The sequence below is a fragment of the Allokutzneria oryzae genome (assembly GCF_042429765.1).
Classification (GTDB): Bacteria; Actinomycetota; Actinomycetes; order Mycobacteriales; family Pseudonocardiaceae; genus Allokutzneria; species Allokutzneria oryzae.
On record NZ_JBHLZU010000011.1, the window covers coordinates 227,955 to 242,535 of the forward strand.

A 14,581-nucleotide genomic window follows, 5' to 3' on the forward strand; every position below is an offset into this window, starting at 1 on the left:
GCGTGATGACGGAGAACAACCACGTGCTGACACCGGTGCTGACCAAGCGCTGGCTGTCGCCGAACTCGTGGACCCGGCACACCTACGAGCAGCTGGAGGGCTACACCGCCCTGCCGAAGGCGCTCAAGGCCCACCCGGACCAGCTGATCGAGCTGGTCAAGGCGTCCGGCCTGCGCGGCCGCGGCGGTGCCGGCTTCCCGACCGGCCTCAAGTGGAGCTTCATCCCGCAGGGCGACGGCAAGCCGCACTACCTCGTCATCAACGCCGACGAGGGCGAGCCGGGCACCTGCAAGGACATCCCGCTGATGATGGCGGACCCGCACTCGCTGATCGAGGGCTGCATCATCACCTCGTTCGCGATCCGCGCGAACTTCTGCGCGATCTACGTGCGCGGTGAGGTCCTGCACTGCATCCGCCGCCTCAACGCCGCGGTCCAGGAGGCCTACGCCGCCGGGTACCTCGGCAAGAACATCCTCGGCTCGGGCTTCGACCTCGACCTCGTCGTGCACGCCGGCGCCGGCGCGTACATCTGCGGCGAGGAGACCGCGCTGCTGGACTCCCTCGAAGGGCGTCGTGGCCAGCCGCGGCTCAAGCCTCCGTTCCCCGCGACGGCGGGCCTCTACGCGTCGCCCACTGTGGTGAACAACGTGGAGACCATCGCTTCTGTTCCCTACATCGTCAACGGCGGTTCCGACTGGTTCCGGGCGATGGGGCGGGAGAAGTCGCCGGGGCCGAAGATCTTCTCGCTCTCCGGCCACGTGGAGAAGCCCGGCCAGTACGAGGCCCCGATGGGCATCACGCTGCGCGAGCTGCTGGACATGGCGGGCGGCATGAAGGACGGCATCCCGCTGAAGTTCTGGACGCCGGGCGGCTCCTCCACCCCGATGTTCACCGCGGAGCACCTGGACGTGCCGCTGGACTTCGAGGGCTGCGCGCAGGCGGGCTCGATGCTGGGCACCACCGCGCTGCAGATCTTCAACGAGACCGTGTCCGTGCCGTGGGCGGTCATGAAGTGGACCGAGTTCTACAAGCACGAGTCCTGCGGCAAGTGCACCCCCTGCCGCGAGGGCACGTTCTGGTTGACGCAGATCCTGCAGCGCATGGTGCGCGGTGAGGGCTCTCCCTCGGACATCGAGACGTTGCTCGACATCTGCGACAACATCCTCGGCCGGTCCTTCTGCGCGCTGGGCGACGGTGCGACGAGCCCGATCACCAGTGCCATCAAGTACTTCAAGCACGAGTTCCTTGAGCTGTGCCAGCAGCAGAACGCCGCTGCGCAGCCCGAGCTGGCGGGAGCAAGCTCATGACCACGGCTCCTGAGAAGAACCAGGACCTGCCGCCGGTACCCGAAGGCCACGTGCGCCTGACCATCGACGGTGTCGATGTGGTGGCGCCCAAGGGCGAACTGCTGATCCGCACGGCCGAGCGACTCGGCACCGTGATCCCGCGGTTCTGCGACCACCCCCTCCTCGAACCGGCCGGCGCCTGTCGCCAGTGCCTGGTCGAGGTGGAGATGGGCGGCAGGCCCATGCCGAAGCCGCAGGCGTCCTGCACGATGACCGTCGCCGACGGCATGGTGGTCAAGACGCAGCTCACCTCGCCCGTCGCCGACAAGGCGCAGCAGGGCGTGATGGAGCTGCTGCTGATCAACCACCCGCTGGACTGCCCGATCTGCGACAAGGGCGGCGAGTGCCCCCTGCAGAACCAGGCGCTCAAGCACGGCCGCGCGGACTCCCGCTTCGAGGAGAAGAAGCGGACCTTCGTCAAGCCGATCGCGATCTCCACCCAGGTCCTGCTGGACCGCGAGCGCTGCGTGCTCTGCCAGCGCTGCACCCGTTTCTCCGAGCAGATCGCCGGTGACCCGTTCATCGACCTGCTCGAGCGCGGCGCGATGCAGCAGATCGGTGTCGCCGACGACAAGCCGTTCCAGAGCTACTTCTCCGGCAACACCATCCAGATCTGCCCGGTCGGCGCGCTCACCAGCGCCGCGTACCGGTTCCGCTCCCGCCCGTTCGACCTGGTCTCCAAGCCGGGCGTGTGCGAGCACTGCGCGGGCGGCTGCGCGACCCGCGTCGACACCCGCCGCGGCAAGGTGCAGCGCCGCCTCGCCGGTGAGGACCCGGAGGTGAACGAGGAGTGGCTGTGCGACAAGGGCCGCTTCGCCTTCACCTACGCCACGCAGGCCGACCGCCTGTCCCGCCCGCTCGTGCGCGACGCGGAGACCGGTGAGCTGCGTGAGAGCTCCTGGACCGAGGCGCTGCGCGTCGCGGCCGAGGGGCTGGCCAAGGCCCGCGACAACGGCGGCGTCGGTGTGCTGCCCGGTGGTCGGCTGACCGTCGAGGACGCCTACGCGTACTCGAAGTTCGCCCGGGTCGCCCTGCGCACCAACGACATCGACTTCCGGTCCCGGCCGCACTCCGCGGAGGAGCTGGACTTCCTCGCCGCGCGCGTCGTGGGCACCACGCCCGAGAACGGCGTGACCTACCAGGGCATCGAGTCCGCGCCCGCCGTGCTGTGCGTGGCGCTGGAGCCCGAGGAAGAGGCCGGGATCCTGTTCCTGCGGCTGCGCAAGGCGGCCCGCAAGAACAAGACCAAGATCTTCCACCTCGGCCAGTACACGACCTCCAGCGTGCGCAAGTCCTTCGGCCAGCTGCTGGCCTGCACGCCGGGTGCCGAGGCCGCGGCGGTCGACGCGCTGGGCTCGCACGCCGACGGCGCCGACGTCCGCGAGGCGCTCGGCTCGGACAACGCGGTGATCCTGGTCGGCGTCCGCGCCGCCGAGATCCCCGGCCTGTTCTCCGCTGTCACCCGGCTCGCCGAGACCACCGGCGCCAAGCTCGCCTGGGTCCCGCGTCGCGCAGGTGAGCGGGGCGCGGTCGAGGTCGGCGCGGTGCCGACGCTGCTGCCGGGTGGTCGCCCGGTCGCCGACGAGGCCGCGCGCGCCGAGATCGAGCTGGCCTGGGGCCTGGACTCCGGCGCGCTGCCCGCGCAGCCCGGTCGCGACCTCGACGGCATCCTCGCCGCTGCAGCGTCCGGTGACCTCGCGGCGCTGGTCGTCGGCGGTGTCGACCCCGACGACCTGCCGGACCCCGAGCTCGCCGAGAAGGCTCTCGACGCGGTCGGGTTCCTGGTCTCACTGGAGCTGCGCGAGTCCGCGGTCACCGCCCGTGCCGACGTGGTGCTGCCGGTGGCGGCGGCCGTCGAGCGCGGCGGCAGCTACCTGAACTGGGAGGGCCGCAGCCGCTCCTTCGAGCCGGGGCTGTCCGTGCCGAACGTGGTGCCGGACTGCCGGGTGCTCGACACCCTCGCGGTGGAGATGGACGCCGACCTGTTCACCCAGACCCCGGCCGCCGCGGCCGGTGACCTGGCCCGCATCGGCGAGTACCGGGGCACCCGCCCCGCCGCGCCTGCCGTGGCGGGCACCGGCGCCGCCAAGGCCGCCGCCGGTCAGGCGGTGCTGGCGAGCTGGACCCGGATGCTGGACAACGGCCGGGGCCAGGACGGCGAGCCGAACCTGGCTGGCACCGCCCGCCCCGCGGTCGCCCGGCTCTCGGCGGAGACCGCGGCCAAGCTCGGCGCCGCCGATGGCGCCGAGGTCACCGTGCGGACCGAGCGCGGCGCGATCACGCTGCCGCTCGCGGTCGCCGACCTGCCCGACGGCGTGGTGTGGCTGCCAGGGAACTCCGGGCCGTCCACCGTGCGCCGCACCCTCGGCGCGGGCCACGGCTCGGTCGTGACCGTGACGGTTGCTGACGGAGGGAACGCGTGAGTACTCCCGAACTGCTCGCGGACGACCCGATCTGGATCACGATCATCAAGGTCGTCGGCATCTTCGCCCTGCTGGTCCTGCTGACCCTGTTCATGATCAACTGGGAGCGCAAGGTCGTCGGGCGGATGCAGCAGCGCCCCGGCCCGAACCGGGTCGGCCCCGGCGGCTGGCTGCAGTCCCTCGCGGACGGCCTCAAGCTGGCGTTCAAGGAAGACATCCGGCCCGTGCTGGCCGACAAGTGGGTGTTCTTCCTGGCACCGGTGATCTCCTGTGTGCCCGCCTTCCTGGCGTTCTCGGTCATCCCGCTCGGCGGCGAGGTCAACCTCTTCGGCCACCAGACCGCGCTCCAGCTGGTCGACCTGCCGGTCGGCGTGCTGGTGGTGCTGGCCTGCTCCTCGCTCGGTGTCTACGGCATCGTGCTCGCGGGCTGGTCCTCCGGCTCGCCGTACCCGCTGCTCGGCTCGCTGCGCTCGGCAGCGCAGGTGATCTCCTACGAGATCGCGATGGGTCTGTCCATCGTCGCCGTGATCATGTACTCCGGCACGATGTCCACCGCGGGCATCGTCGACGCGCAGAACCAGAACGGCTGGTTCGCGCTGCTGCTGCCGGTCAGCTTCGTGATCTACGTGATCTCCATGGTCGGTGAGACCAACCGCGCTCCCTTCGACCTCCCCGAGGCCGAGTCGGAGCTGGTCGGTGGCTTCCACACCGAGTACTCGTCGCTGAAGTTCGCGCTGTTCTTCCTCGCCGAGTACATCAACATGGTCACCGTCTCCGCGCTGGCGACCACGCTGTTCCTCGGCGGCTGGCACGCGCCCTTCGGGCTGGCGACCGCGGTCCCGTGGATCGACGACGGCTGGCTGGGCCTGGTCTGGTTCCTGCTGAAGACCCTGGCCTTCCTGTTCGGCTTCATCTGGCTGCGCGGCACGCTGCCCCGCTACCGCTACGACCAGTTCATGAAGCTGGGCTGGAAGTTCCTGGTGCCGTTCAGCCTGGTCTGGATCGTCGCGGTGGCGACCATCAAGACCATCCGCAACCAGGGCGTCACCCCGGAGCAGGTGCTCTACATCGGGGGCGGGCTGTTGGTCGTGCTGCTGGTGGTGGCCTTCCTCATCCCCGACCGCAAGGTCGACGAGGGGCCGCAGATCCCCATGGCGCACAGCGGATTCCCGGTGCCGCCGCTGGACCTGAGCGTGCCCAAGCCGCCCAAGCGCAAGGCGGCGGCCCCGGTCGAGGCCAAGGTCGGTGCGGGTTCCAGCGGGGAGCTCACCGGCAAGCAGCACTCCCCGAACGTTCCCGACACGACCCCCGCGGGCAGTGACTCAGAGGCGTCGTCCAAGGGTGAGAAGGAGGCCAGCGATGGGGATGTTTGATCCCGTCAAGGGCTTCGGCGTGACCTTCGGAACCATGTTCAAGAAGGTCGTCACCGAGGAGTACCCCGAGGTCAAGAAGGTCACCGCGCCGCGATACCACGGTCGGCACCAGCTCAACCGGCACCCGGACGGGCTGGAGAAGTGCGTCGGCTGCGAGCTGTGCGCGTGGGCCTGCCCGGCGGACGCGATCTTCGTCGAGGGCGGCAACAACACCGAGGAGGAGCGCTACTCGCCCGGTGAGCGCTTCGGCCTCGACTACCAGATCAACTACCTCCGGTGCATCGGCTGCGGCCTGTGCATCGAGGCCTGCCCGACCCGCTCGCTCACCATGACCAACGAGTACGAGCTGGCCGACGACAGCAGGCAGAACCTGATCTACACCAAGGAGCAGCTGCTCGCGCCGCTGCTGCCAGGCATGGAGCAGCCGCCGCACCCGATGCGCCTTGGTGAGAACGAGACCGACTACTACGTCAACGGTCCGGAGCTGGCTCGCCAGCAGCCCGCCACCGAAGGCGGCGAGGGGGCCAAGGCGTGAACACCGCGCTCTTTCTCGCGCAGGCGGGCGCCGCGACCGCGGGCGAGGTGACCACCGGCGAGGCCGTCGCCTTCTGGATCCTCGGACCGCTCGCACTCGCGGGCGCGCTCGGCATGCTCTTCTCCCGCAACGCGGTGCACTCCGCGCTGTGGCTGGTGCTGACCATGCTCGGCCTCGGTGTGCTCTACATGGTCCAGCAGGCCCCGTTCCTCGGGTTCGTGCAGATCATCGTCTACACCGGCGCGATCATGATGCTGTTCCTGTTCGTGCTGATGATGGTCGGCAGGGACGCCTCCGACTCGGTGGTCGAGGTCCTGCGCGGCCAGCGGTTCGCCGCCGCGCTCTTCGGCATCGGCTTCGGTGTCCTGATGGTCTCCGCGCTGGCCCGGTCGCTGACCGACGTGCCGGCGCGCGGCCTTGCCGGGCCCAACACCACCAACGGTGGCAACGTCGGCAACATCGGGCGCGCGGTCTTCACCGACTACGTCTTCCCGTTCGAGCTGACCTCGGCGCTGCTGATCACCGCGGCGCTCGGCGCGATGGTGCTGGCCTTCGTCGACCGCAAGCACACCGAGCGCAAGACGCAGCGGGAGCTGGCCGACATGCGCTTCCGCGGCGAGCACGACCGCGTCTCGCCGCTGCCCGGCCCCGGCGTCTTCGCCACCGCCAACTCGGTGGCCACCCCCGCGCTGCTGCCGGACGGTTCGGTCGCCCCGGAGTCGGTCTCCGAGCTCATCGAGGCCACCTCGCGCAAGGCGCTGGACTCCGACGTCGCCGAGGTCACGGGCAGCGTGCCCGGACCCGACGCGCACGCACTCACCGGTAAGGAGGGCGACAAGTGACCCCCACCTACTACCTGCTGCTGTCGGCGCTGCTGTTCACCATCGGCGCGGTCGGCGTGCTGGTCCGGCGCAACGCCATCGTGGTCTTCATGTGCGTGGAGCTGATGCTCAACGCGGTGAACCTGACGCTGGTCACCTTCGCCAGGATCAACGGCGGCCTCGACGGCCAGGTGATGGCGTTCTTCGTGATGGTCGTCGCGGCCGCGGAGGTCGTCGTCGGACTGGCGATCATCATGTCCATCTTCCGGACGCGCCGGTCGGCCTCGGTCGACGACGCGAACCTGCTGAAGTACTGAGGGGCCAGAGGTGACGAGTACGTATCTGGCTGCCGAGCCCGCCCGGGTGCTGGCCGCCGAGGGCATCGCGCAGTACGCGTGGCTCCTGGTGGCCCTGCCCTTGCTCGGCGCGGCGATCCTGCTGATCGGCGGGCGCCGCACGGACCGCTGGGGCCACCTGCTCGGCAGCGCGATGGTGATCGCGGCGTTCGGCTACGGCCTCGCGCTGTTCTTCTCCGTCGTCGGCCTCGACCCCGAGCAGCGGGTCCGCGAGGTGAGCCTGTTCTCGTGGATCCCGGTCGAGGCGCTCAAGGTCGACTTCGGTCTCCGGCTCGACCCGCTGTCGGTCACGTTCGTGCTGCTGATCACCGGTGTGGGTTCGCTGATCCACATCTACTCGATCGGCTACATGAGCCACGACGACAACCGGCGCAAGTTCTTCGCCTACCTGAACCTGTTCGTCGGCGCGATGCTGGTCCTGGTCCTCGGCAACAGCTTCGTGACGCTGTACCTGGGCTGGGAGGGCGTCGGTCTCGCGTCCTACCTGCTGATCTCCTTCTGGCAGTACAAGCCCGCCGCGGCGGAGGCGGCCAAGAAGGCGTTCCTGATGAACCGGGTCGGCGACATCGGCCTGGCGGTGGCGATCTTCCTGATGTTCGCCAACCTCGGCACCACCCAGTACACCGAGGTCTTCGAGCGGGCCGGGGAGCTCTCCGGCGGCGTGGTGCTTGCCATCGCGCTGATGCTGCTGCTGGGCGCCTGCGGTAAGTCCGGCCAGTTCCCGCTCCAGGCGTGGCTCCCGGACGCGATGGAGGGCCCGACCCCGGTCTCGGCCCTCATCCACGCCGCGACCATGGTCACCGCCGGTGTCTACCTGATCGCGCGGGCCAACCCGATCTACGACCTCACCCCGGACGGCCGCCTGGTCGTGACGATCATCGGCGCGCTGACGCTGCTGATCGGGTGTGTGATCGGCTGCGCCTACGACGACTTCAAGAAGGTCCTGGCGTACTCGACGGTCAGCCAGATCGGCTACATGATCCTCGCGGTCGGCCTCGGCCCGTTCGGCTACGCGCTGGGCATCATGCACCTGCTCACCCACGGCTTCTTCAAGGCCGGGCTGTTCCTCGGCGCCGGTTCGGTGATGCACGGCATGAACGACGAGGGCAACATCCGCCGGATGGGCGGCCTCGCCAAGAAGATGCCGATCACCTTCGTCACCTGGGGTCTCGGCTACCTGGCGCTGATCGGCTTCCCGTTCCTGTCCGGCTTCTACTCCAAGGACGCCATCATCGAGGCGGCCTTCGGCCAGGAGGGCTGGCGCGGCTGGGTCTTCGGCGGTGCCGCGGTGTTCGGCGCGGCGCTGACGGCCTTCTACATGACGCGCCTGATGCTGCTGGTCTTCTTCGGCGAGAAGCGCTGGGAGAAGCTGAAGTCGGCCGACGGCAGGGACTACCACCCGCACGAGTCACCGAAGTCGATGACCATCCCGATGATCATCCTCGCCTTCGGCTCGGTGTTCGCGGGCTTCCTGCTCAGCAACGGCGACCTGCTCGCGGGCTGGCTGGCCCCGTCGCTGGGTGAGCTGCAGGAGGCCGAGCACGGCGTCCTGCCGCACTCGGTGGTGCCGATCCTGACGGTGGCGCTGTCGGCGCTCGGCGCGCTGGTCGCCTGGGTGATCTTCGGCCGCAAGTCGGTCCGGGTCCCGGTCGAGCGCCCCGCCGCCGCGTGGCCGGTGCGGGCCGCCCGCGCCGACCTGTACACCAACGCGCTGAACGACTGGCTCGTCGTCAAGCCGAGCCTGCTGCTCACCAGGGCCTTCCTGGTGCTGGACAACAAGGGCGTCGACGGCGTCGTGACCGGCACCGCCACGGTGCTCGGCGGCGGCTCCAGCGTGCTGCGCCGGACCCAGACCGGGTTCGTTCGCTCCTACGCCCTGAGCATGCTTGGAGGTTCGGTCCTCGTGATCGCGGCCATGCTGGTGGTGAGGTTCGCGTGAACAGCGGATTCTTGTTGCTGGCACTCCTCTTCCTGCCGCTGGTCGGCGGTGTCGTCGTCGCGCTGCTGCGCAACAACGACAAGCTGGCCAAGCTGACGGCGCTCGGCTTCTCCCTCGCCGAGCTGGTCCTCGCGGTGTTCGCCTGGATCGCCTTCGACGCGAACGGCGCCCGGCTGCAGCTGACCACCTCGGTGGAGTGGATCCCGCAGTTCGGGGTCAACTTCGCGCTCGGCATCGACGGCATCGCGCTGGTGATGATCGCGCTGATCGCCTTCCTGGTGCCGATCGTGATCGGCGCGTCCTGGGAGGACAAGCTGCCAGAGGGCCGGACCCTCGGCGGCTTCCTGTCGCTGATCCTGGTCATGGAGACCTTCATGGTCGGCGTCTTCGCCGCCACGGACGTCTTCCTGTTCTACGTCTTCTTCGAGGCGATGCTCATCCCGGCGTACTTCCTGATCGGCCGCTTCGGCGGACCGCGCAGGACCTACGCCGCGATGAAGTTCTTCCTGTACTCGCTGCTCGGCGGCCTCATCATGCTGGCGTCGGTGATCGGCGTGTACGTGGCGAGCGCCAACGTGCTCGGCAAGGGCACCTTCGAGTGGGCGAAGCTGGCGGAGATCTCCAAGGACCTCTCGCCGACCGCGCAGTTCTGGCTGTTCCTCGGCTTCTTCGTGGCCTTCGCCATCAAGGCGCCGCTGGTCCCGCTGCACACCTGGCTGCCGGACTCGGCGGCAGAGGCCCCGGTCGGCGTCGGTGTGCTGCTCGTCGGCGTGCTGGACAAGGTCGGCACCTTCGGCTTCCTGCGCTACGGCCTCTCGCTGTTCCCGGAGGCCAGCAAGCAGCTCGCCCCGCTGGTCCTGGTGCTCGCCGTGATCGGCATCCTCTACGGCGCGTTCCTGGCCTTCGGCCAGAGCGACATGAAGCGGTTCGTGGCGTTCACCTCGATCGCCCACTTCGGCTTCATCGCGCTGGGCATCTTCGCCTTCAGCAGCCAGTCGATCTCCGGCTCGGTGCTGTACATGGTCAACCACGGCATCTCGACCGGCATGCTCTTCCTGGTCGTCGGCATGGTCATGGCGCGCGGCGGCTCCAGGGAGTTCGCCGACTACGGCGGCATGGCGAAGCTGACCCCGGTGCTGGGCGGGCTGTTCCTGGTCGCCGGTCTGTCCTCGCTCGCGCTGCCGGGAACCAACTCCTTCGTGAGCGAGTTCCTGGTGCTGGTCGGCTCCTTCCCGAACGAGCCGGTGTTCACCATCCTGGCCTCGGTCGGCATGGTGCTCGCCGCGCTGTACGTGCTGCGGGCCTACCAGCAGGTCATGCAGGGCCCGGTGCGCGGCAACGCGCTGGTCGGCCTGGCAGGCGGTCCCGGAACGGCGACCGACCCGGAGTCGGAGACCCTCAAGTCCAAGGTCGCCGACCTCTCCCGCCGCGAGCTGATCGTGCTGGCCCCCCTGGTGGCACTGATCATCGGCCTCGGCGTCTACCCGAAGCCGGTCCTGGACGTGATCACCCCGTCCGTCACGGCGACGATGACCGAGGCCGGCGTGACCGACCCGGTTGTCGCGCAGGAAGGCAACAAGTGACGTGAACGTCCCGATGCTTCTCGCTCAGGTCGAGCAGGTCCAGGTGCCCGACCTGGACCTCGCAGCGGCCGCGCCGATCCTGATCGTGCTCGCCGCCGCCTGCGTCTCCGTGCTGTTCGAGGCGTTCCTGCCGCGATCGGCCCGCTGGGGCGCGCAGGTGGCGCTGAGCGTGCTCGCGCTCGTCGGCGCGGGCGCCGCGCTGCTGCTCTACGCGGGCAAGGCGCCCGCAGCCGGGGTCACCACGCTCTCCGGTGCACTGGCCGTGGACAAGCCCGCGCTGTTCCTCTGGGGCACGCTGCTGATCCTCGGCCTGGGCTCGGTGCTGCTGATGGCCGACCGCACAGTCGAGCCCGGTGGCGCCTTCGCCGCCGACGCGGCGGTGCGGCCCGGCACCGTCCAGGACCGCGCGCAGGCCACCGCGGTCATGCAGACCGAGGTCTTCCCGCTGGCGCTGTTCTCGCTCGGCGGCATGATGGTCTTCACCTCGTCCAACGACCTGTTGACCATGTTCATCGCCCTTGAGGTGCTGAGCCTGCCGCTGTACCTGATGTGCGGCCTCGCCCGCCGTCGCCGCCTCATCTCGCAGGAGGCGGCGGTCAAGTACTTCCTGCTCGGCGCCTTCGCCTCGGCGTTCTTCCTCTACGGCCTCGCGCTGCTCTACGGCTACGCGGGCTCGATCAAGCTCTCCGCGATCGCCCAGGCGGCGGGCGGCTCCGACCGCTCCGACACGCTGCTGTTCGCCGGTATGGGCCTGCTCGTGGTCGGCCTGCTGTTCAAGGCGGCCGTCGGCCCGTTCCACACCTGGTCCCCGGACGTCTACCAGGGCGCCCCGACCCCGGTCACCGCCTTCATGGCCGCGTGCACCAAGGTCGCGGCCTTCGGCGGCATCCTGCGGGTGTTCTCGGTGGCCTTCGAGGCGACCAGCTGGGAGTGGCGCTCCGTCCTCTGGGGCGTGGCCATCGTCTCGATGCTCATCGGCGCGGTCCTGGGCCTGACCCAGACCGACATCAAGCGGATGATCGCCTACTCCTCGGTGGCGCACGCGGGCTTCCTGCTCATCGGCTCCATCGCGCTCACCGACGAGGGCCGCGCGGCCACGCTGTTCTACCTGCTCACCTACGGCTTCACCACGCTGGCGGTGTTCGCGGTGATCAGCCTGGTGCGCGACGCGAACGGCGAGGCCACCCAGATCAGCTCCTGGGCCGGTCTGGCCAAGCGGTCGCCGATGGTGGCCGGCATCTTCACCGTGCTGCTGCTCGCGCTCGCCGGTATCCCGCTGACCAGCGGCTTCGTCGGAAAGTTCGTGGTGTTCTCGGCCGCGCTCGCCGACGGCATGGCCCCGCTGGTGGTGATCGCGCTGCTGGCCAGTGCCGTCGCCGCGTTCTTCTACCTGCGGATCATCGTGCTGATGTACATGCGCGAGCCGGAGGAGGACGGGCCCACCGTCAGCCTGCCGGGCGTGTTCACCACGGTGACCATCGCGCTGGGCGTCGCGGTGACCGTGCTGCTGGGTGTCTTCCCGGCGGCGGCACTCGACTGGTCGGTCGTGGGGGCCTTCGTCTCCTAGGACCAGGACAGCATCACTCGAAACGGCCCATCCGCCCGTCGGCGGATGGGCCGTTCGACGTGATTGCCCTGCTTGGTTCGCTCGTGTTGGGGAAGTCATACCCCGTTATGCGCAGGTCGGTGCCACGGTCTCGGCAGCCCTACGTAGGCTTCGGATGTGACCACCAGTGAGCACGCCCGCCTTGGCCGGGACCGGGACGCGAGTTCGGTGCTGACCGACCCCGAGCTTGCCGAGTCCGTACAGGTCGGTCTGGAGCGGGTGGAGCGCCTGCTGCACACGGTTCTGCAGAGCGACTTCGAGTTCGTCACCGAGGCGTCGCTTCACCTGGTCGAAGCGGGCGGCAAGCGCATCCGCCCACTGTTCACCCTGCTCGCCGCGCACTTCGGTGACGCGGAGCACGAGGACGTCGTGACCGCGGCCGTCGTGGTCGAGCTGATCCACCTGGCCACGCTCTACCACGACGACGTGATGGACGAGGCGACCATGCGGCGCGGGGCGGTCAGCGCCAACGCCCGCTGGGACAACGCCATCGCGATCCTCACCGGCGACTTCCTGTTCGCGCACGCCTCGAAGCTGGTGGCCGGGCTGGGCACGGAGGCCGCGGAGATCATCGCGGTCACCTTCGGTGAGCTGGTCACCGGCCAGATGCGCGAGACGGTCGGCCCGAAGCCGGGCCAGGACCCGGTCGAGCACTACCTGAAGGTCATCGCGGAGAAGACCGGCTCGCTGATCGCCACGGCAGGCCGCTACGGCGCGATGTTCTCCGGGGCCGACGAGAAGTCGATCGTCGCGTTGCAGCGCTACGGCGAGGTCATCGGCACCGCGTTCCAGATCTCCGACGACATCATCGACATCGCCTCGCCCGCGGTGGAGTCCGGCAAGACGCCGGGGACCGACCTGCGCGAGGGCGTGAAGACGCTGCCGATGCTCTACGCGCTGGAGGAGGAGGGCCCTCGCGGCGACCGCCTCCGTGAGCTGCTGGCCGCCCCGATCACCGAGGACGACCTGGTGACCGAGGCCCTGCGGCTGCTGCGCGAGTCGGAGGGCATGGAGCGCGCCAGGCAGACGGTCTACAGCTACGCCGACCAGGCGCGCGACGAGCTGGCCTACCTGCCGTCCTGCCCCGCGCGGTCGGCGCTGGAGGGCCTCGCCGACTACGTGGTGGACCGCACCAAGTAGCCCGACCGGTCAGCGTGCGCCCATCAACAGCGGAGTCAGCTGCATCAGGGCGGCGCTGACCACGAGCGTGACCACGCCGCGCACCAGCACCTGTTTGGTTGTCCCGGCCTTCACCGTCCAGGTCGCGTGCACGACGAAACCGCCGACCACGCCCAGGATGCCGGGGAAGACCAGCATGAAGGCGGACGCGAAGCACGAGCCTGCGCCGGGATACGCGAAGCACAGCAACGAGTAGGAGCCGAAGAGCAGCGTCGGCCACACCAAGAACAACGTCACGACGGCCTGCGCGATCCACACGACTCGTCTGGCGGCTTCCACGGTCATGCGCAGAACCTATGTTCTGGGCTGCTCGGCAGCCTGAGCCGAACTACTCACTGCCTCGTCCTCGTCCCGAACCGGCTCGTCGACGACCACCTCGGACGCGGCGGGCGCCCGGTAGACCAGCCGGCGGCGGGCCTGGTGCGCGGTCAGCGCGCCGTCCACGGTGAAGACCACCAGGGCCAGCCAGACCAGCGCGAAGCCCAGCCAGCGCTCCGGCGGCATCGGCTCGTGCAGCACCAGAACGCCCCACGCGAACTGCAGGATCGGTGCGAGGTACTGCAGCGCGCCGAGGGTCACCATCGGCAGCCGCCGCGCCGCCGTGCCGAACATCAGCAGGGGGAGCGCGGTCACCGGCCCGGCCGACACCAGCAGCAGCGCGTGCCAGAGCCCGTGCTGCGCGAAGGTCCCGGTGCCGACGGCCGCGAGGAACACCAGGTAGCCGATGGCCAGCGGACCGAGCACCAGGCTCTCCGCCGTCAGGCTGGTCGCCGAGTCCATCGGCACGGTCTTCTTGATCAGCCCGTACACGCCGAAGGACAGCGCCAGTACCAGGGCGAGGACGGGCACCGAGCCGAACTTCATGGTCAGCACGATCACGGCGAGCGCGGCGATCACCACCGCGACCCACTGCATCGGGCGCAGCCGCTCGTTCAGCACCGCGACCCCGAGCACCATGCTCACCAGGGGGTTGATGAAGTAACCGAGCGCCGTTTCGACCACCTGGCCGGAGGTAACCCCGTAGATGTAGGTCCCCCAGTTGATCGCGATCAGCACCGCGGCGGCCGACACGAGCAGCCAGGACCGCGCGGACAGCTCGCGCAATCGTGACCAACGCCCGAACAGCAGGAGCCCGCCGATCATGAAGACCATGGTCCACCCGATCCGATGGGCCAGGATCTCCACCGAACCCGCAGGTCCGAGCAGTGGCCAGAAGGCGGGGAACAGACCCCAGATCGTGTAGGCGCCCGCGCCGAGCAGCAGTCCGGATGCGGCCGGATGCGGCCTCGGGGAGTGTGGGGAAGCCGTCGAGTCCACTGAGTTGCTCATCGACGGCACTCGAAGGAGTTTACGCTGGACAGGATGAGCGGGACAGACCGTTCGTCACATGATGAGGCTCTCAACTGCTGTTTGGCTGCCC

General features: G+C 69.4%; 12 protein-coding genes. 10 read left to right on the top strand and 2 right to left on the bottom strand.

Translation table 11 applies throughout. The features are described 5' to 3' along the window. Positions 1 to 5: 5 nt before the first annotated feature. From nuoF to ACFFQA_RS15070, 10 genes are all read left to right on the top strand, one after another. Positions 6 to 1,307 carry an NADH-quinone oxidoreductase subunit NuoF gene (gene nuoF, locus ACFFQA_RS15025; protein ID WP_377852552.1) on the top strand — a complete coding sequence of 434 codons (1,302 nt, stop codon included), beginning with the start codon at positions 6 to 8 and terminating at the stop codon, positions 1,305 to 1,307. Beyond that, positions 1,304 to 3,769: an NADH-quinone oxidoreductase subunit G gene (locus tag ACFFQA_RS15030; protein ID WP_377852553.1), complete on the top strand. Its 2,466-nt coding sequence runs from the start codon at positions 1,304 to 1,306 to the stop codon at positions 3,767 to 3,769. Before nuoF ends, ACFFQA_RS15030 begins: the two co-directional genes overlap by 4 nt. Next, the gene (nuoH, locus tag ACFFQA_RS15035; protein WP_377852554.1) at positions 3,766 to 5,142 is read left to right on the top strand and encodes an NADH-quinone oxidoreductase subunit NuoH; all 1,377 of its coding nucleotides are present in this window, start codon (positions 3,766 to 3,768) and stop codon (positions 5,140 to 5,142) included. The genes ACFFQA_RS15030 and nuoH overlap by 4 nt, the downstream gene beginning before the upstream one ends. Then, positions 5,129 to 5,677: an NADH-quinone oxidoreductase subunit NuoI gene (gene nuoI / locus ACFFQA_RS15040; protein ID WP_377852555.1), complete on the top strand. Its 549-nt coding sequence runs from the start codon at positions 5,129 to 5,131 to the stop codon at positions 5,675 to 5,677. The genes nuoH and nuoI overlap by 14 nt, the downstream gene beginning before the upstream one ends. Then, positions 5,674 to 6,519: an NADH-quinone oxidoreductase subunit J gene (locus tag ACFFQA_RS15045; protein WP_377852556.1), complete on the top strand. Its 846-nt coding sequence runs from the start codon at positions 5,674 to 5,676 to the stop codon at positions 6,517 to 6,519. The genes nuoI and ACFFQA_RS15045 overlap by 4 nt, the downstream gene beginning before the upstream one ends. Next, positions 6,516 to 6,815, top strand: coding sequence for an NADH-quinone oxidoreductase subunit NuoK (nuoK, locus tag ACFFQA_RS15050; RefSeq protein WP_030427335.1), 300 nt, complete (start codon positions 6,516 to 6,518; stop codon positions 6,813 to 6,815). The genes ACFFQA_RS15045 and nuoK overlap by 4 nt, the downstream gene beginning before the upstream one ends. Positions 6,816 to 6,879: 64 nt before the next feature. Next, the gene (gene nuoL, locus ACFFQA_RS15055; protein WP_377852650.1) at positions 6,880 to 8,793 is read left to right on the top strand and encodes an NADH-quinone oxidoreductase subunit L; all 1,914 of its coding nucleotides are present in this window, start codon (positions 6,880 to 6,882) and stop codon (positions 8,791 to 8,793) included. After that, entirely contained in the window at positions 8,790 to 10,376 is a 1,587-nt protein-coding gene (locus ACFFQA_RS15060; RefSeq protein ID WP_377852557.1) for an NADH-quinone oxidoreductase subunit M, read from the top strand. The genes nuoL and ACFFQA_RS15060 overlap by 4 nt, the downstream gene beginning before the upstream one ends. A gap of 13 nt (positions 10,377 to 10,389) precedes the next feature. After that, complete coding sequence (gene nuoN / locus ACFFQA_RS15065) at positions 10,390 to 11,943, top strand: NADH-quinone oxidoreductase subunit NuoN (RefSeq protein WP_377852558.1); 1,554 nt, start codon at positions 10,390 to 10,392, stop codon at positions 11,941 to 11,943. 156 nt (positions 11,944 to 12,099) lie between these two features. Further along, on the top strand, positions 12,100 to 13,122 hold the full coding sequence (locus ACFFQA_RS15070) for a polyprenyl synthetase family protein (RefSeq protein ID WP_377852559.1): 1,023 nt from the start codon (positions 12,100 to 12,102) through the stop codon (positions 13,120 to 13,122). 9 nt (positions 13,123 to 13,131) lie between these two features. Here ACFFQA_RS15070 and ACFFQA_RS15075 read toward each other — a convergent pair whose 3' ends face one another. Both ACFFQA_RS15075 and rarD read right to left on the bottom strand, forming a co-directional pair. Further along, positions 13,132 to 13,446, bottom strand: coding sequence for a hypothetical protein (locus tag ACFFQA_RS15075; RefSeq protein WP_377852560.1), 315 nt, complete (start codon positions 13,444 to 13,446; stop codon positions 13,132 to 13,134). 9 nt (positions 13,447 to 13,455) lie between these two features. After that, positions 13,456 to 14,490, bottom strand: coding sequence for an EamA family transporter RarD (gene rarD, locus ACFFQA_RS15080; protein ID WP_377852561.1), 1,035 nt, complete (start codon positions 14,488 to 14,490; stop codon positions 13,456 to 13,458). Between the last annotated feature and the right edge of the window lie 91 nt (positions 14,491 to 14,581).